Source organism: Agrobacterium sp. LR_9, from assembly GCF_041954855.1.
Classification (GTDB): Bacteria; Pseudomonadota; Alphaproteobacteria; order Rhizobiales; family Rhizobiaceae; genus Agrobacterium; species Agrobacterium leguminum.
This window is the reverse complement of sequence record NZ_JAVAYA010000001.1, coordinates 81215-96423: the sequence shown is the minus strand read 5'-3', so window position 1 is coordinate 96423 and position 15209 is coordinate 81215. Positions and strand designations below refer to the sequence as shown.

The 15209-nt window shown below is 60.0% G+C and carries 16 protein-coding genes; 12 read left to right on the top strand and 4 right to left on the bottom strand.

Annotated elements, in window-relative coordinates; translation table 11 throughout:
- Position 1: 1 nt before the first annotated feature.
- The 3 genes from RAC79_RS00460 to RAC79_RS00450 form a co-directional block, all read right to left on the bottom strand.
- The gene (locus RAC79_RS00460) at positions 2-1147 is read right to left on the bottom strand and encodes an ABC transporter permease (RefSeq protein WP_142844188.1); all 1146 of its coding nucleotides are present in this window, start codon (positions 1145-1147) and stop codon (positions 2-4) included.
- Positions 1147-2241, bottom strand: coding sequence for a microcin C ABC transporter permease YejB (locus RAC79_RS00455; protein WP_174038708.1), 1095 nt, complete (start codon positions 2239-2241; stop codon positions 1147-1149). Before RAC79_RS00455 ends, RAC79_RS00460 begins: the two co-directional genes overlap by 1 nt.
- A 140-nt stretch (positions 2242-2381) precedes the next feature.
- Positions 2382-4226 carry an extracellular solute-binding protein gene (locus tag RAC79_RS00450; protein ID WP_174038707.1) on the bottom strand — a complete coding sequence of 615 codons (1845 nt, stop codon included), beginning with the start codon at positions 4224-4226 and terminating at the stop codon, positions 2382-2384.
- A gap of 205 nt (positions 4227-4431) precedes the next feature.
- On the opposite strand from RAC79_RS00450, the gene mepA reads away from it, so the two are divergent.
- The 4 genes from mepA (at position 4432) to dapB (ending at position 7964) form a co-directional block, all read left to right on the top strand.
- Positions 4432-5481, top strand: a complete 1050-nt coding sequence (mepA, locus tag RAC79_RS00445) for a penicillin-insensitive murein endopeptidase (RefSeq protein WP_142844191.1) — start codon at positions 4432-4434, stop codon at positions 5479-5481.
- A gap of 100 nt (positions 5482-5581) precedes the next feature.
- The gene (locus tag RAC79_RS00440; protein WP_003524431.1) at positions 5582-5965 is read left to right on the top strand and encodes a methylglyoxal synthase; all 384 of its coding nucleotides are present in this window, start codon (positions 5582-5584) and stop codon (positions 5963-5965) included.
- Between the two features lie 22 nt (positions 5966-5987).
- On the top strand, positions 5988-7010 hold the full coding sequence (locus RAC79_RS00435) for a glucokinase (RefSeq protein WP_142844193.1): 1023 nt from the start codon (positions 5988-5990) through the stop codon (positions 7008-7010).
- A 126-nt stretch (positions 7011-7136) separates the two neighbouring features.
- A complete protein-coding gene (gene dapB / locus RAC79_RS00430) occupies positions 7137-7964 on the top strand; it encodes a 4-hydroxy-tetrahydrodipicolinate reductase (protein WP_142844295.1) in 828 nt (275 codons plus the stop codon).
- A 9-nt stretch (positions 7965-7973) separates the two neighbouring features.
- Here the strand turns inward: dapB and phnF are convergent, their stop codons facing one another.
- Positions 7974-8711, bottom strand: coding sequence for a phosphonate metabolism transcriptional regulator PhnF (gene phnF, locus RAC79_RS00425; RefSeq protein ID WP_142844195.1), 738 nt, complete (start codon positions 8709-8711; stop codon positions 7974-7976).
- Between the two features lie 82 nt (positions 8712-8793).
- Between phnF and phnG the strand changes: the two genes are divergently transcribed.
- From phnG to phnC, 8 genes are all read left to right on the top strand, one after another.
- Positions 8794-9255 carry a phosphonate C-P lyase system protein PhnG gene (phnG, locus tag RAC79_RS00420; protein WP_065654728.1) on the top strand — a complete coding sequence of 154 codons (462 nt, stop codon included), beginning with the start codon at positions 8794-8796 and terminating at the stop codon, positions 9253-9255.
- Positions 9255-9863 carry a phosphonate C-P lyase system protein PhnH gene (gene phnH / locus RAC79_RS00415; RefSeq protein WP_161987723.1) on the top strand — a complete coding sequence of 203 codons (609 nt, stop codon included), beginning with the start codon at positions 9255-9257 and terminating at the stop codon, positions 9861-9863. The genes phnG and phnH overlap by 1 nt, the downstream gene beginning before the upstream one ends.
- 1 nt (position 9864) lies before the next feature.
- A complete protein-coding gene (locus tag RAC79_RS00410) occupies positions 9865-10974 on the top strand; it encodes a carbon-phosphorus lyase complex subunit PhnI (protein ID WP_142844198.1) in 1110 nt (369 codons plus the stop codon).
- A gap of 133 nt (positions 10975-11107) precedes the next feature.
- Positions 11108-12010, top strand: coding sequence for an alpha-D-ribose 1-methylphosphonate 5-phosphate C-P-lyase PhnJ (locus tag RAC79_RS00405; protein WP_065654731.1), 903 nt, complete (start codon positions 11108-11110; stop codon positions 12008-12010).
- On the top strand, positions 12007-12783 hold the full coding sequence (gene phnK, locus RAC79_RS00400) for a phosphonate C-P lyase system protein PhnK (RefSeq protein ID WP_003524419.1): 777 nt from the start codon (positions 12007-12009) through the stop codon (positions 12781-12783). Before RAC79_RS00405 ends, phnK begins: the two co-directional genes overlap by 4 nt.
- Before the next feature lie 4 nt (positions 12784-12787).
- Positions 12788-13495: a phosphonate C-P lyase system protein PhnL gene (phnL, locus tag RAC79_RS00395; protein WP_003524417.1), complete on the top strand. Its 708-nt coding sequence runs from the start codon at positions 12788-12790 to the stop codon at positions 13493-13495.
- Complete coding sequence (locus RAC79_RS00390; RefSeq protein ID WP_142844200.1) at positions 13492-14109, top strand: DapH/DapD/GlmU-related protein; 618 nt, start codon at positions 13492-13494, stop codon at positions 14107-14109. Before phnL ends, RAC79_RS00390 begins: the two co-directional genes overlap by 4 nt.
- 235 nt (positions 14110-14344) lie before the next feature.
- Complete coding sequence (gene phnC, locus RAC79_RS00385) at positions 14345-15205, top strand: phosphonate ABC transporter ATP-binding protein (RefSeq protein WP_003524414.1); 861 nt, start codon at positions 14345-14347, stop codon at positions 15203-15205.
- Positions 15206-15209: the final 4 nt, after the last annotated feature.

Here is a 15209-nt window from a genome sequence, read left to right as displayed (position 1 = left end):
ATCACCGGAACGTCTTGCGTGGATCGAAGGCGTCGCGCACCGCTTCACCGACGAAAATCAACAGTGAGAGCATGATGGACATGGTGAAAAACGCAGTGAGGCCAAGCCAGGGGGCCTGAAGGTTGTTCTTGCCCTGCGCGATCATCTCGCCCAGCGACGGCGATCCCGGCGGCATGCCGAAGCCGAGGAAATCGAGCGAGGTGAGCGTCGTGATCGAACCGGAGAGGATGAAGGGCAGGAAGGTCAGTGTCGCCACCATGGCGTTGGGCAGAAGGTGGCGGAACATGATCGTCCAGTTACCGACGCCAAGCGCACGGGCGGCGCGGACATATTCGAAGTTTCTGGCCCGCAGGAATTCGGCGCGCACAATGCCGACGAAGCCGACCCATGAAAAGAGCAGCATGATGCCGAGCAGCACGAAGAAGCCCGGCGGCAGGATGGCCGCGATGATGAGCAGGATGTAGAGCACCGGCATGGACGACCAGATTTCGATGAAACGCTGCAACAAAAGGTCAGTCCAACCGCCGAAATAACCCTGGATCGCACCGGCGGTGACGCCGACAAGGGCCGACGCGATGGTCAGCGTCAGGCCGAACAGCACGGAAATGCGGAAACCATAGATCATCCGCGCCGTGACATCGCGGGCCTGATTGTCGGTTCCGAGCCAATTGAGATTGCCAAGCGTGCAGCCGGGATCGGCATCGCCCTGCGGGTAAGCCGAGCAGCGATCCTTTTTATCCATCAGCCAGAAGGGCGCGGTCGGCGCCGAATGCGGAATATTGGAATTGACCGTCTGATAGGAATAGCGGATCGGCGGCCAGATCATCCAGCCATTGGCGTTGATCTCATCCTGAATGAAGGAGGATTTGTAATCGGTCTGGGCAAGAAACCCGCCGAATTTTTCCTCCGGATAATCGACCATGACCGGCACCAACAACTCGCCCTTGTAGGAAGCGAGAATGGGTTTGTCATTGGCAATGAATTCCGCAATCAGGCTCAGAAAAAACAGGATCAGGAACAGCCAGAAGGACCAGTAACCGCGCCGGTTTGCCTTGAAATTCTGCCAGCGGCGCTTGGTGGTCGGCGAAAACCACGGGCGCTTCGGTTTTACCAGCGTTTCCGTTTCGGCGGCATGGGCAAGTGTCATCACACATCCCTCCGCTCGAAATCGATACGTGGATCGATCCATGTATAGATCAGGTCGGAAATGAGACCGACGACCAGGCCCATCAACGAGAAGATGAAGAGCGTGCCGAACACGATCGGGTAATCGCGGTTGACGACCGAGAGATAACCGAGGCGGCCAAGGCCATCGAGCGAGAAGATATTCTCGATCAGCAGCGATCCGGTGAAGAAGGCCGAGATGAAGGCGCCCGGAAAACCCGCGATCACGATCAGCATCGCATTGCGAAAGACATGACCATAAAGAACCCTGCGCTCGGTGAGCCCCTTGGCGCGGGCGGTGATGACATATTGTTTCTTGATTTCGTCGATGAAGGAATTCTTGGTCAGAAGCGTCGTCGTCGCGAAGGCCGAAAGCGACAGTGCGATGAGCGGCAGGGTCAGGTGCCAGAAATAGTCGATGATCTTCTGCCACCAGTTCAGCTGATCAAAATTATCCGACACCAGACCGCGCAGCGGGAACCAGTCGAAGAAGGATCCGCCGGCGAAGAGGACGATGAGCAGGATGCCGAACAGGAAGCTTGGTACGGCATAACCGATGATGATGATGCCCGAGGTCCAGACATCGAAGGTCGAACCGTCGGACACGGCCTTCTTGATGCCGAGCGGAATGGAGATGATGTAGGAAATGATCAGGATCCAGAAGCCGAGCGAGGCCGAGACCGGCAGCTTGTCGATGATGAGATCGATCACCGAGGAATTGCGGAAGAAGCTTTCGCCGAAATCGAAGCGGATGTAATTCCACATCATTTCGAGAAAACGGGTGAGCGGCGGTTTGTCGAAACCGAACTGTTTTTCGAGCTTGGCGATCAGTTCCGGATCGAGACCCTGCGCACCGCGATATTTCGAACCGCTATCATCGAAACCGCCGGACTGGCCCATGAGATCGCCGCCGCCCGAAAGCCGGTCGGAGGCGCTGTCGCCCTGCCCGGTCAATTGCGCGACGACCTGTTCCACCGGCCCGCCCGGCGCGAACTGGATGACGAGAAACGAAATGCCCATAATGCCGATGATGGTCGGGATCATCAGCGCCAGACGTCTGAGGATATAGGCGCCCATCAGCCTCTGCTCCCGGCCGATACGTCAGCGGTTTTCGTTTCTGTCAAACCCGGTCCTTTCCTGAAAGCGCCTGCCTGCGCTTTAAGCGATTCGTCTCGCCCTATGTGAATCAAGCCTTCGCCGCGAAAGCAAGGCCGGCGTCAGTTTCCGGCCTGGCTGGACCACCATGCATCGGGAAAACCGACACCATATTGGGGCAGGTTTTCCGGACGGATAAGCGTGTTCCAGTAAGCGATGAACATCTCACCGCGATAGAATTGCGGGATGACATAGCTGTTTGCCAAAAGCACGCGGTCGAGAGCGCGTGCCGCCGCCACCTGCTCATCCCGGTTGGGCGCAAAGATGACTTTTCTGACCAGAGCATCAACCGCCGGGTTCTTGATACCGGCAATATTATTGGAACCCTGCCGGTCGGCGGCGGCCGAGCCCCAGAAATCCGCCTGTTCGTTCCCGGGGTTCGCCGAGGTCGCCCAGAGCTTGACGATCACGTCATAATCGAAGCTGCGGGTGCGGTTGGTATATTGCGAGGCGTCGACGGTACGGATCGTCGCGTTGATGCCAATCTTCTTCAGGTTCTGGACATAGGGAAGGATGGTTCTTTCCATGCCGGCGGAATCGATCAGAAACTCCATATCGAGCGGCTGTCCGGTTTTGGCATTGACCATGCGGTTGCCGCGCAGCTCGTAACCGGCTTCCTTCATCAGCTTCACCGCTTCGCGCAGATTGTCGCGCTGCTTGGCCGGATCACCCGCGACCGGGTTGCGATATTCTGTCGTGAAAACCTCCGGCGGAACCTGATCCTTCAGTTCCTGAAGAATTTCCAGCTCGCGACCGGTCGGCAGGCCGGAAGAGGCCAGCTCGCTGCCCATGAAGAAGCTGTTGATGCGCTGGAACTGGCCGTAAGCCAGCGTGCGGTTCAGCTCCTCGAAATCGAAGGCGTAGTTGAGTGCCTTGCGCAGGTTCGGGTTCTGGAACTTTTCGCGGCGCATGTTCGGCACAAAGGCCTGCATGATACCGACGGAACGATAGATATTCGGCAGTTCTTCCTTCTTGACGCGGCCTTCCTTGACCGCCGGAAAATCATAACCCGTGACCCAGCGGCTGGAGGAGGCTTCCTGCCGGAAATCGACGGTCCCGGACTTGAAGGCCTGGAATTCCACATCCTGATCGGCAAAGAAGGTGTAGGCGATGGTTTTGAAATTGTTCATCCCCACATTCACATTGACGTCCTTGCCCCAGTAGTCGTCGCGGCGTTCGTAAGCGATTGTCGAGCCGGGAGAGACTGAGGCAATCTTGTAGGGGCCGGAACCCATCACCGGTTCCAGCGTGCCACGCGATATGTCGCGCGGCTTGCCATCCGGGCCGGCTGCCTCCCACCAGTGCTTGGGAACGATCAGCAATTGCCCGACAATCTGCGGCAATTCGCGATTGTTCTTTTCGTCGAAAGTGAAGGTGATGTCCCTTTCCCCGCTCACCTCCGCCTTGGTGACATGAGTGTAGTATGTCGCAAGCTGCGGGCTCAAATCCTTGGCTTTTTCGAAGCTGAAGACGACATCCTCCGGCGTCACCGGCTTGCCATCGGCCCATTTGGCCTCCGCGCGCAGCCGGAAGGTGGCTTTCGAAATATCGTCGGGATAGCTCACGCCCTCCGCCAGAAGACCGTAGGAAGCCGACAGCTCCTCTTCCGTCGATTTCATCAATGTATCGAAAACGAGCGAAAGGCCGGTCGCCGCCTCGCCCTTGGCGAGCAGCGGATTAAGGGTATCGAAAGTGCCCGCCGTCGACAGGCGAAGGGTGCCGCCTTTCGGCGCCTTGGTGTTCACATAGTCGAAATGATCGAAGCCATCGGGATGTTTCAGTTCCCCAACCGTCGAAATCCCCTTTCGCCACACATCGGCCGATTGTGCGAAGGCCGCCGCCGGTATCAGCAGGGCGGATGCCGCAAGAGCAATGAGGAGACGGGATTTCAGTGGTGCCAATTTCATCGGGGGAATGTCCCTGTTTTCGCGTTTGTTGAAGAGAGCATAAAACAAAGATTGGCAAAAAACAGATGCGCTGGCTCACAAGCTCTTTATCCGCGCCTTTATCCTCCCGCTTTGCAACAGGCGGGGCGAAACATGGTTTCAACAAAATCCCGTTCCAGTTTATCTTAAGGGGAAGAGAATCATCTGATCGGACGGGCACGACGATATGACGGCGGGATCATCGAGAGTTTTCAAGGCGGCCATGCTGGCGATTTCGGTCGTCTCCGCGCTGCAGTTGCAGATGGAAACCGCATCGGCCGAGGACAGGCCCGCGAAAGAGGTGTTCGGCCACATGGCGCTGCCTTCCGCCACGGGCTCGCAGCCGATCGGCTCCTATGCCAAGGGCTGCCAGTCCGGCGCCATCGCCATGCCGACGGACGGTCCCGGCTGGCAGGCCATGCGCCTTTCCCGCAACCGGCGCTGGGGCCAGCCGCAGATGATTTCCTTCCTCGAACAATTTTCGCAGGATGCGCAGAAGATCGGCTGGCCGGGCCTGCTGCTGGGCGATATTTCCCAGCCGCGCGGCGGACCGATGCTGACTGGCCATGCGTCGCACCAGATCGGCCTTGATGTCGACATCTGGTGGCGACCGATGCCGACCCCGCGGCTGAGCGTGGAGCAGCGCGAAACCGTGCCTTTCATCTCCATGCTGGACAAGAGCAAGTTCCTGACGGTCGATGACCGCAAGTGGTCGCCGCTGAATGCCCGGCTGGTGATGATGGCGGCAAGTTACCCGCAGGTGGAGCGTGTCTTCGTCAACCCGGCCATCAAGCAGAAGCTCTGCCAGACATGGACCGGCGACCGCACCTTCATGGGCAAGATCAGGCCGATATACGGCCATGACGAGCACTTCCACATCCGGCTCGAATGCCCGCCCGGCGCGCCGAACTGCAAGCCGCAGGCGGCCGTGGGCAAAGGCGACGGCTGCGACAAGTCGCTTGCCTGGTGGTTCAGCAAGGAACCATGGGCGCCGCCGAAAAAGGACCCCAATGCCAAGCCGGTGAAACCGCGCCCGGTCATGGTTTCCGATCTGCCCTCGGCCTGCGCCGCCGTGGCTGTCGCCCCTTCCGCCAATCCTGAGGGGCTTGCGGCCCAGGCCTATTCGCCTGCTCCGGCAACGCGCCAGCAAAGCGTGGAACAGGTCATTCAGGCGGCCCCCGCCCTGCAGCCGCCTTCGGATATTCCGCTTCCCACCCAGCGCCCGACATTGAACTGAAACAGAAATGAGGCATTCAACAGCTTCCCTTTTCAAATGGCGGCAAGCTGCTATAGAAGGCTTCAAATCGATTTAATTCTTGATGGAACGGGCTGGGACCATGGAAGGACAACGCTGTATCGCGCTCATCGCTCACGACGAGAAAAAGGACGATATGGCGGATTTCGCCCGTCATCACCAGAAAGCGCTTGCCGGTTTCAGGATCGTCGCCACCGGCACGACCGGCGGGCGGGTACAGGAAGCCTGTCCGGGTCTTGAAGTCATTCGCCTCAAAAGCGGTCCTCTCGGCGGCGACCAGCAGATTGGCGCGATGATCGCCACGGGCGAGGTGGACATGCTGATCTTCTTCACCGACCCGCTGACGGCAATGCCGCATGATGTGGATGTGAAGGCGCTGACGCGACTTGCTACGGTTTACGATATTCCCATGGCGCTCAACCGCGCCACCGCAGAAAATCTCATCGACTTCCACGTCGCCAACTGAACCTCCCAACATGGAACAGGCAATGCCGAAGACGTCCGATACCGAATATCTGTCCTTTCCGATCCTTCTTGGCGACATCGGCGGCACCAATGCCCGCTTTTCCATTCTGATCGATTCCTTTGCCGAACCGGTGCACCTCACCACCGTGAAGACGGCGGAATATCCGACTATCGACGACGCCATTCAGCAGGCGGTTCTGGACAAGACCTCGCTTCAGCCGGTCTCGACCATTCTGGCGATTGCCGGCCCGATCGAAGGTGACGAGATACCGCTCACCAATTGCCATTGGGTCGTCAAGCCAAAGGACATGCTGGCCAATCTTGGCCTGAAGGATGTCATCGTCATCAACGACTTCGAGGCGCAGGCTCTGGCGATTGCAGCGCTTGACGACGACAACCGCGAACCCATCGGCTCCGGCCGTAAGGATGTGCTGGCATCGCGCGTCGTTCTTGGACCCGGCACGGGGCTTGGCGTCGCCGGGCTGGTTTATGCCCGTCATATGTGGTTCCCGGTGCCTGGTGAGGGCGGCCATATCGATATCGGCCCGAGAAGCGCGCGTGACTATGCGGTTTTCCCGCATATCGAAACCATCGAGGGCCGTGTCGCCGGGGAGCAAATCCTGTGCGGGCGCGGGCTGGTCAATCTTTACCGGGCCGTCTGCACCGCCGATGGCATCGAGCCTGTCTTTTCCGATCCGGCCGACATTACTTCTCAAGGGCTTTCGGGCGAGAACCCGCAGGCGAAAGAGACCCTGTCCCTTTTCAGCACCTATCTCGGCCGCGTGGCCGGTGACCTCGCGCTGATCTTCATGGCGAAGGGCGGTGTCTATCTGGCCGGCGGTATTTCGCAGAAGATCATTCCGGCGCTGAAGAGCCCGGAATTCCGGGCTGCCTTCGAAGACAAGGCGCCGCACAGCGCGCTGATGCGGACCATTCCCACCTTCGTCGTCACCCATCCGCAGGCGGCGCTTTCCGGGCTTGCCACCTATTCGAGAACGCCGTCCGATTTCGGCCTGTCGCTGGACGGACGACGCTGGAGGACTTGATCGCCCGGCCTGTTCTTACGTGATGCTTGCGAAGCAGGCGGGCGGTCTTTAACGTCGCTGCTGAAAACATCAATCGACCGATACCGGCGGATCTCGATCCGCCCGAGATGAAAAGTGAGTGACAGCATGGGCAGCAGCGGCATGAAACTGGTGGTGGTCGGCGCGGCGGGCCGCATGGGACAGGCGCTGATCCGCCTCATTCACCAGACCCCCGGCGTCCAGCTGCATGCCGCCGTCGCGCGCGAAGGCTCCGCCTTTGTCGGCCGCGATGCGGGCGAGATTGCGGGTCTTGGCCCGATCGGTGTCGAAATCACCAGCGATCCGCTGCAGGCATTTCTGCATGCGGAAGGGGTGATTGATTTCACCTCGCCGGCAACCAGCGTCACCTTTGCCGGCCTCGCCGCACAGGCCCGCATCGTGCATGTCATCGGCACCACGGGTTGCTCGGCGGAAGACGAGGAAAAATTCAAGGCGGCGTCGCGCCATGCCCGCATCGTCAAGTCGGGAAATATGAGCCTCGGCGTCAACCTGCTCAGTGTTCTCACACAGCAGGCAGCGCAGGCGCTGGATGCGCAGAACTGGGATATCGAAATCCTTGAAATGCACCACAAGCACAAGGTGGATGCGCCCTCCGGTACCGCCCTTCTGCTCGGCGAGGCGGCGGCGGCGGGCCGCAAGGTCGACCTCACTACATCGTCCGTTCGCGTGCGCGACGGGCATACGGGCGCGCGTGAAGCCGGGACCATCGGTTTCGCCACGCTGCGTGGCGGCTCGGTGATCGGCGAACATTCTGTGATCTTCGCCGGAGAGGGCGAGCGCGTCGAGCTTTCGCACTATGCTGGCGACCGCTCCATTTTCGCACGCGGCGCGATTGCTGCAGCCGTCTGGGCCTTCGACAAGAAGCCGGGCTTCTATTCGATGCTGGATGTGCTGGGGCTTTCGCAGGCGGAGTAAGCTTTCGGCTTAATTCTCCACCGTGAATTCGACCGTATCGGCCGAAAAACGGCTGATGGCATATTGCACTGGTACGCCATCCATGTCGGCGTTCAATGCTTGAGTAACAAGCAGGATCGCGCCCGGCGACAATTCGAGATCGGCCAGATCCTGCGTGTCCGCATGGCTGGCGGAAATGACGGTGGAAATGCGCACGTAATCCGCCACGCCCAGCATATTGAAGGCAGCCGTAATCGAGCCACTTTTAAGATAGGCCTCGCCTATTCCGGCGAAACGATCCGCCGGAAACCATGTGGTCGAGCGGGACACCGGCCGGTTATCGGCCTTGCGCAGCGTTTCGAGACGTATGAGCGGCGCACCCGCCGGCAATTGCAGCCGCGCCGCCAGATCGGCATTGGCCGGTTCGGTTGTGTGGGAAAGAAGCAGGGCCTCCATTTCCTTGACCTGATCGGCAATGCCCGCTGTGAACCGCGTGCGCCGCGAAATCGGAAAACTCAGGCGCTCCTTGCGGGCGATCATCGTGCCACGCCCCTGCACCGGCTCGAGAATGCCTTCGCTGGCGAGTGCGGCAATGGCGCTTCGGACGGTATGACGGTTGACGCCGAATTTTTCGGCCAGCGTCATTTCCGGCGGCAACATGCCGGTTTCATCGTGATCGCCCGCCGCGATCTCGCCTCTGATCCTGTCGGCGATCTGCCGCCAGAGCGCCACGCCGTTCTTTCTTTTCATCGCTGCCGAAGGGCCCATGTCACACGCTTGTCATTCACTAACGTTAAATGTACCTTATATTGTATAGTTGTCTATATCAATAGACATTAGAGGTCAAGCGATGATTCACAAAACTGCAGATTTGCATGCAGACAGAAAGCGGGTGGCGGCGCTTCTTGCCCGCGCCACCGTGCAGGAACTCGAAACCGTCTGGAACCGGCAGGATGAGAGCCCCCGGACGGAAAACGTGCGCGGCCCGGAAACCGGGCTCGTCATGGTCAAGGGCCGCATCGGCGGGGGCGGCGCGCCCTTCAATCTGGGTGAGACGACCGTGACCCGGGCAACCGTCAAGCTTGCCTCGGGCACCGTCGGTCACGCCCATGTTCTCGGCACCGGCCGCAAGAAGGCCTGGTACGCCGCCGTTTTCGATGCGCTCTGGCAGGAAAGCCCGACCCGCGGCTTTGTCGAGGCCGAGCTTCTTTCACCGGTCGAGAAACGACTGACCGAGGATAAGGACAGGAAGACAAAAGAGACCGCCGCAACACGGGTCGATTTCTTCACCATGGTTCGAGGAGAAGATTGATGAGCGTCAAGGCCGAAGCATTGACGGGCGGTTTTTCCGACGCCGTCTTCGATTCCCAACGAATTTTCAAGAAACTCATGGATGGCATGGCCCGGCCGGGCACGCCGCAGACAATCGAAACCGCAGTCGCCCCACCATCGCCTCTCGCCCCCGCCACCGGCGCGGTTCTGCTGGCGCTCTGCGATCACGATACGCCGTTCTGGCTGAGCGGCGCCCTGCGGAAAACAACCGTCCCCGGCTGGATCGGATTTCATACCGGCGCGGTTGCGACGGATGAAAAAAGCGCAGCGCATTTCGCCGTCATCGAAGCGGGCAGCGCCATAGCCTCCTTCGGTCTCTTCGCCCAGGGAAGTCAGGAATATCCCGACCGCTCCACCACGCTCATCATCGAGCTGCCTGATCTGGATGGAGGACGGGAATTGCTGCTCTCCGGCCCCGGTATCCGTCACGTCAACATCATCAGCCCCACGGGCCTGCCGGACATATTCCCGCGGCTGTGGGCGGAGAACAACGCCATTTTTCCGCGCGGCGTCGACGTCATCCTGACATCCGCCGACAGATTTGTCTGCCTGCCGCGCACGACGCGCATTCAACCCGTGGAGGCGTAAGATGTATGTTGCTGTCAAAGGCGGGGAAACCGCCATTGCCAACGCCCACCGGCTTCTGGCCGACAAGCGGCGCGGAGACCGCCACCTGCCCGCGATGACGGTTTCGCAGATCGTTTCGCAGCTTTCGCTCGCCGTCGACCGGGTGATGGCGGAAGCGTCTCTTTACGATCAGTCGCTGGCAGCCCTTGCCGTCAAGCAGGCCCGCGGCGACATGATTGAGGCCATCTTCCTGCTGCGCGCCTACCGCACGACGCTGCCGCGTTTCGGTTATTCGGTTCCGGTCGATACCGCTGACATGACGGTGCAGCGGCGCGTTTCCGCGACCTATAAGGATTTGCCGGGCGGACAATTGCTGGGGCCAACCTTCGATTACACCCATCGCCTGCTCGATCCTTCGCTTCTCGAGGATGAGGCCGTTGAGACAGCCACCCAGCGCGAAGGCGAGCCGGAACATGTCATGCGCGTCTCAGACATTCTGGCGCAAGAAGGACTGATCGAAACCGACGGCGATATGCCGGCTGACCATATTGCCGGCGACCTAACGCGGGAGCCGATGGAATTTCCAATGCCGCGTGACCTGCGCCTGCAATCGCTGGCACGTGGTGACGAAGGTTTCCTTCTGGCGCTCGCTTATTCGACGCAGCGCGGTTACGGCCGCACCCATCCGTTCGTCGGTGAAATCCGCATCGGCGAAGTGGAGATGGAACTGGAGGTGCCAGAACTCGGCTTTGCCGTCTCGCTTGGCGACATACAGGTCACCGAATGCCAGATGGTGAACCAGTTCAAGGGTTCTGCCAAGGCGCCACCGCAATTCACACGCGGCTACGGTCTGGTGTTCGGCCAGAGCGAACGCAAGGCGATGGCCATGTCGCTGGTCGACCGGGCGCTGCGGGCAGGCGAATTCGGCGAGGATGTGGTGGCCCCCGCGCAGGACGAGGAATTCGTCATTTCACACGCCGACAACGTTCAGGCGACAGGTTTCGTCGAACATCTGAAACTGCCGCATTACGTGGATTTTCAGGCCGAACTCGGTCTGGTCAGGAAAATGCGTGCCGATTTCGAGGCGATCAACGCCAATGGCGCGGAGTGGCTGGGCGATGCGGCCGAATAGCTCAGCGGCTGTGCTGCTCGCCAAACCAGTAAGCGCAAAAGACGGTCGATGCTGCAAATACAGCAAAGAACACGGCTGCAAGAATTCCAATCTCCATGAGCTTGTACTCCTTTTTTCACAAGGCTAACGCGCAATGCTTGAAGAAGTTTCATTTGACGACGGACTGGCTGCCTACAACTTCGCTTATCTGGACGAACAGACCAAGCGAATGATCCGCCGGGCGATCCTGAAGGCCATCGCCATTCCCGGTTATCAGGTTCCCTTCGCTTCCCGCGAAATGCCCATGCCCTATGGCTGGGGCACCGGCGGTGTGCAGGTAACCGCTTCCATTCTCGGCCCGGACGATGTGCTGAAGGTTATCGATCAGGGTGCGGACGACACGACCAATGCGGTTTCCATCCGCGCCTTTTTCCAGAAGGTGGCGAATGTTGCCGTCACCACCCGCACCAAGGATGCAACTATCATCCAGACGCGGCATCGCATTCCCGAAGAAGAACTGCATTCGGGTCAGGTCCTCGTCTATCAGGTTCCCATTCCCGAGCCCCTGCGCTTCCTCGAGCCGCGCGAGACCGAAACGCGAGTCATGCACGCGCTGGAGGAATACGGCCTGATGCACGTCAAGCTTTACGAGGATATCGCCCGCAACGGCCGTATCTCCACCACCTACGCCTATCCGGTGAAGGTGGCCGGGCGTTATGTGATGGATCCATCGCCTACCCCGAAATTCGACAATCCGAAAATGCATCTCTCGGACGCCCTGCAACTCTTCGGCGCAGGACGCGAAAAGCGCATCTATGCCGTGCCGCCCTATACCGACGTCGTCAGCCTCGATTTCGAGGACCATCCCTTCGAAATCCAGCGCTTCGACAAGCCCTGCGCGCTGTGCGGTGCGGAGAATGTCTATCTGGACGAGGTGGTGCTTGATGATAAGGGCGGGCGGATGTTCGTCTGCTCCGATACCGACCATTGCGAGGACCGCCGCGCCCATGGCCACAAGGGCCACCTGCTGGCGGATGTGAAGGAGGCCGCAGAATGAGCGACGCACCGCTTCTGAAAGTCCGGGACGTTTCCAAATATTACGGTGACCGCGCCGGTTGCCGCAATGTCTCCTTCGAGCTTTACCCGGGCGAGGTGCTTGCCATCGTCGGCGAATCCGGTTCCGGCAAGACCACGCTTCTCAACTGCATTTCCACCCGGCTGATGCCGACGGCGGGCAGTGTGGAGTATCGCATGCGCGACGGTTCGGTACGTGACCTCTATCATATGGGCGAGGCCGAACGGCGTTTCCTGATGCGGACCGACTGGGGTTTCGTGCACCAGAACCCGGCGGACGGGCTGCGCATGGCGGTTTCGGCCGGCGCCAATGTCGGCGAGCGGCTGATGGCCGTCGGTAACCGGCATTACGGCAATATCAGGCAATCGGCCAGCGAATGGCTGGAACGGGTGGAAATCGGCACCGACCGCATCGACGACCAACCACGCGCCTTTTCCGGCGGCATGCGACAGCGCCTGCAGATCGCCCGCAACCTCGTCACCTCGCCGCGCCTCGTCTTCATGGACGAACCGACTGGCGGCCTCGATGTTTCCGTGCAGGCGCGCCTGCTCGATCTGGTCCGCGGTCTCGTCAACGATCTCGGTCTCGCCGTCGTCGTCGTCACCCATGATCTTGCGGTGGCGCGGCTGCTTTCCCACCGCATGATGGTGATGAAGGGCGGCGACGTCATCGAACATGGTCTGACCGACCGGGTGTTGGACGACCCGCGCGAGCCCTACACGCAATTGCTTGTTTCCTCTATTCTGCAGGTTTGACGCCATGCCGACGCCCCTTATCGTTTCGGAAGTCTTCAAAAGCTTCACCATGCATCTTCGCGACGGCATCGAATTGCCCGTTGTGCGCGATGTCAATTTCTCCGTTTGCGGCGGCGAATGTGTCGTGTTGGGCGGTCCCTCCGGCATCGGCAAAAGCTCGATCCTGAAAATGCTCTATGGCAACTACGCCATCGACAGCGGGCAGATTCTCGTTCGTCATGAGGGCCAGGTCGTCGATATCGGCAACGCCTCGCCGCGCACGATCCTCGATATCCGCCACCGCACCATCGGTTATGTCAGCCAGTTCCTGCGCACCGTGCCGCGTGTCGCTGCCATAGATGTCGTCGCCGAACCGCTTCTGGCGCGCAAGGTTGCCGCCGATGAAGCCCGCGAACACGCAGCCATGCTGCTTTCGAAGCTCAACCTGCCACGGGAACTATGGTCGCTTCCGCCCGCAACCTTCTCGGGCGGCGAGCAGCAGCGCGTGAATATCGCCCGCGGCTTCATCACCGACCATGCGATTCTGCTTCTGGACGAGCCGACGGCCTCGCTGGACGCCCTCAACCGGCGTGTCGTCGTCGATATGATCGTCGAGAAAAAACAGAAGGGCACGGCACTGCTCGGCATTTTCCATGACGAGGAGGTGCGGGAGGCCGTGGCCGACCGCATTCTGGACGTCTCACAGTTTTCTCCCAGGAAAGCAGCGGCATGAGCGTCAAGGTGGGTCTGGAACCGGTCATCCATGAGACCGCCCGTGTCAGCAACTCCACGATCGGCCGCTATACCGAAATTTCGGAACGCTGCCGCATCGAGGAAGTCGAGATGGGCGACTACTCCTATGTCATGCAGGATGGTGCGATCTGGTGCGCCACCATCGGCAAATTCGTCAACATCGCCGCCTCCGTCCGCATCAATGCCACCAATCACCCGATGCAGCGGGCGACGCTGCATCACTTCACCTATCGTGCCAACAACTATTGGGACGATGCGGAGGATGAGACGGACTTCTTTGCCGCCCGCCGCGCCAAGCGCGTCGTCATCGGCCATGATGTATGGATCGGCCATGGTGCGACGATCCTGCCCGGCGTCACGGTGGGAAACGGCGCTGTGATCGGGGCGGGTGCAGTCGTCTCAAAAGATGTCGCGCCCTATACCATCGTCGGCGGCGTGCCCGCCCGGCTGATTAGGGAGCGCTTCCCGGCGGAACTGGGCCGGCAAATGGATAATCTGAAGTGGTGGGACTGGGATCACGCGGCATTGCGCGTCGCTCTCGACGATTTCCGCAATCTGGACGCCGAGGTTTTCGTCGCGAAATATGGCGGATGAAATCTCCTGCTGCCGAACACCTGCAAATCCCGGGGTACCCCCGGGATTTTTGTTTATGCGATCAAAAAAGACACGCGGATTTGAACGGTCTCAAGATTCCTCCCGAAAGCTTTGTCGGCGAACCCCTGGGCGTCGTATCTGCGAATTCTGTAATATTTTATTCATCAAACTGACATCCACACTTCACGCACCGCTGTTACGCCGAACCCCGTCAAAAAGAAGATTGGACGGGGAAATGAGCTTTCACCTGAAGCAAGTCACGCGCCGTTTCGGCAACCACACTGCGGTCGATTCCGTGAATGTCGAAATTCCGCAGGGCCAGATGGTCGGCGTGATCGGACGCTCGGGTGCGGGAAAATCGACGCTGCTGCGCATGATCAACCGCCTCGTTGATCCGTCCTCGGGTTCCATCCATTTCAACGACACGGAAGTTTCGGCGCTGAAGGGTGCTGCGCTTCGCAGCTGGCAGCGCGACTGCGCCATGATTTTCCAGCAGTTTAATCTGGTGCCGCGTCTCGATGTGCTCACCAATGTCATGCTCGGCCGCCTCAACCACCGCTCGACGGCGCTCAGCCTGTTCAACATCTTCACCAATGACGAGCGCCTGATGGCCATCGCCGCCCTGGAAAGGCTTGGCATCGAGCATGTGGCCATGCAGGCGGCCGGCACGCTTTCCGGCGGTCAGCAGCAGCGCGTCGCCATCGCCCGCGCCCTTATGCAGTCTCCGAAGATGGTTCTGGCCGACGAGCCGATCGCTTCCCTCGACCCGCTGAACGCCAAGATCGTGATGGACGCGCTGCGCGACATCAACGAACGCGAAGGCATCACGGTCATCACCAACCTGCATACGCTGGATACGGCGCGCAATTATTGCGAACGCATCATCGGCATGTCTCAGGGCCGCGTCGTCTTCGACGGAACGCCGGCGGAGCTGACGGCTGCGGCCGTCACGGAGATTTACGGAACCGATTCTCAAGGGTCCGGCATCGACGAGACCATGACCTCGACCAGCATCAATATTCCCGGCGCGCAGCTTCCCGCGCGTCCGGTGCAGCAATCTGCCGGCCCCGAACCGCTCGCTCTCGCCGGGCTCTGAGGAA

Coding starts and splice junctions, on each gene's coding strand:
- RAC79_RS00460 (WP_142844188.1), bottom strand. CDS start 1,147: ATGACACTTGCCCATGCCGCCGAAACGGAAACGCTGGTAAAACCGAAG.
- RAC79_RS00455 (WP_174038708.1), bottom strand. CDS start 2,241: ATGGGCGCCTATATCCTCAGACGTCTGGCGCTGATGATCCCGACCATC.
- RAC79_RS00450 (WP_174038707.1), bottom strand. CDS start 4,226: ATGAAATTGGCACCACTGAAATCCCGTCTCCTCATTGCTCTTGCGGCA.
- mepA (WP_142844191.1), top strand. CDS start 4,432: ATGACGGCGGGATCATCGAGAGTTTTCAAGGCGGCCATGCTGGCGATT.
- RAC79_RS00440 (WP_003524431.1), top strand. CDS start 5,582: ATGGAAGGACAACGCTGTATCGCGCTCATCGCTCACGACGAGAAAAAG.
- RAC79_RS00435 (WP_142844193.1), top strand. CDS start 5,988: ATGCCGAAGACGTCCGATACCGAATATCTGTCCTTTCCGATCCTTCTT.
- dapB (WP_142844295.1), top strand. CDS start 7,137: ATGGGCAGCAGCGGCATGAAACTGGTGGTGGTCGGCGCGGCGGGCCGC.
- phnF (WP_142844195.1), bottom strand. CDS start 8,711: ATGGGCCCTTCGGCAGCGATGAAAAGAAAGAACGGCGTGGCGCTCTGG.
- phnG (WP_065654728.1), top strand. CDS start 8,794: ATGATTCACAAAACTGCAGATTTGCATGCAGACAGAAAGCGGGTGGCG.
- phnH (WP_161987723.1), top strand. CDS start 9,255: ATGAGCGTCAAGGCCGAAGCATTGACGGGCGGTTTTTCCGACGCCGTC.
- RAC79_RS00410 (WP_142844198.1), top strand. CDS start 9,865: ATGTATGTTGCTGTCAAAGGCGGGGAAACCGCCATTGCCAACGCCCAC.
- RAC79_RS00405 (WP_065654731.1), top strand. CDS start 11,108: ATGCTTGAAGAAGTTTCATTTGACGACGGACTGGCTGCCTACAACTTC.
- phnK (WP_003524419.1), top strand. CDS start 12,007: ATGAGCGACGCACCGCTTCTGAAAGTCCGGGACGTTTCCAAATATTAC.
- phnL (WP_003524417.1), top strand. CDS start 12,788: ATGCCGACGCCCCTTATCGTTTCGGAAGTCTTCAAAAGCTTCACCATG.
- RAC79_RS00390 (WP_142844200.1), top strand. CDS start 13,492: ATGAGCGTCAAGGTGGGTCTGGAACCGGTCATCCATGAGACCGCCCGT.
- phnC (WP_003524414.1), top strand. CDS start 14,345: ATGAGCTTTCACCTGAAGCAAGTCACGCGCCGTTTCGGCAACCACACT.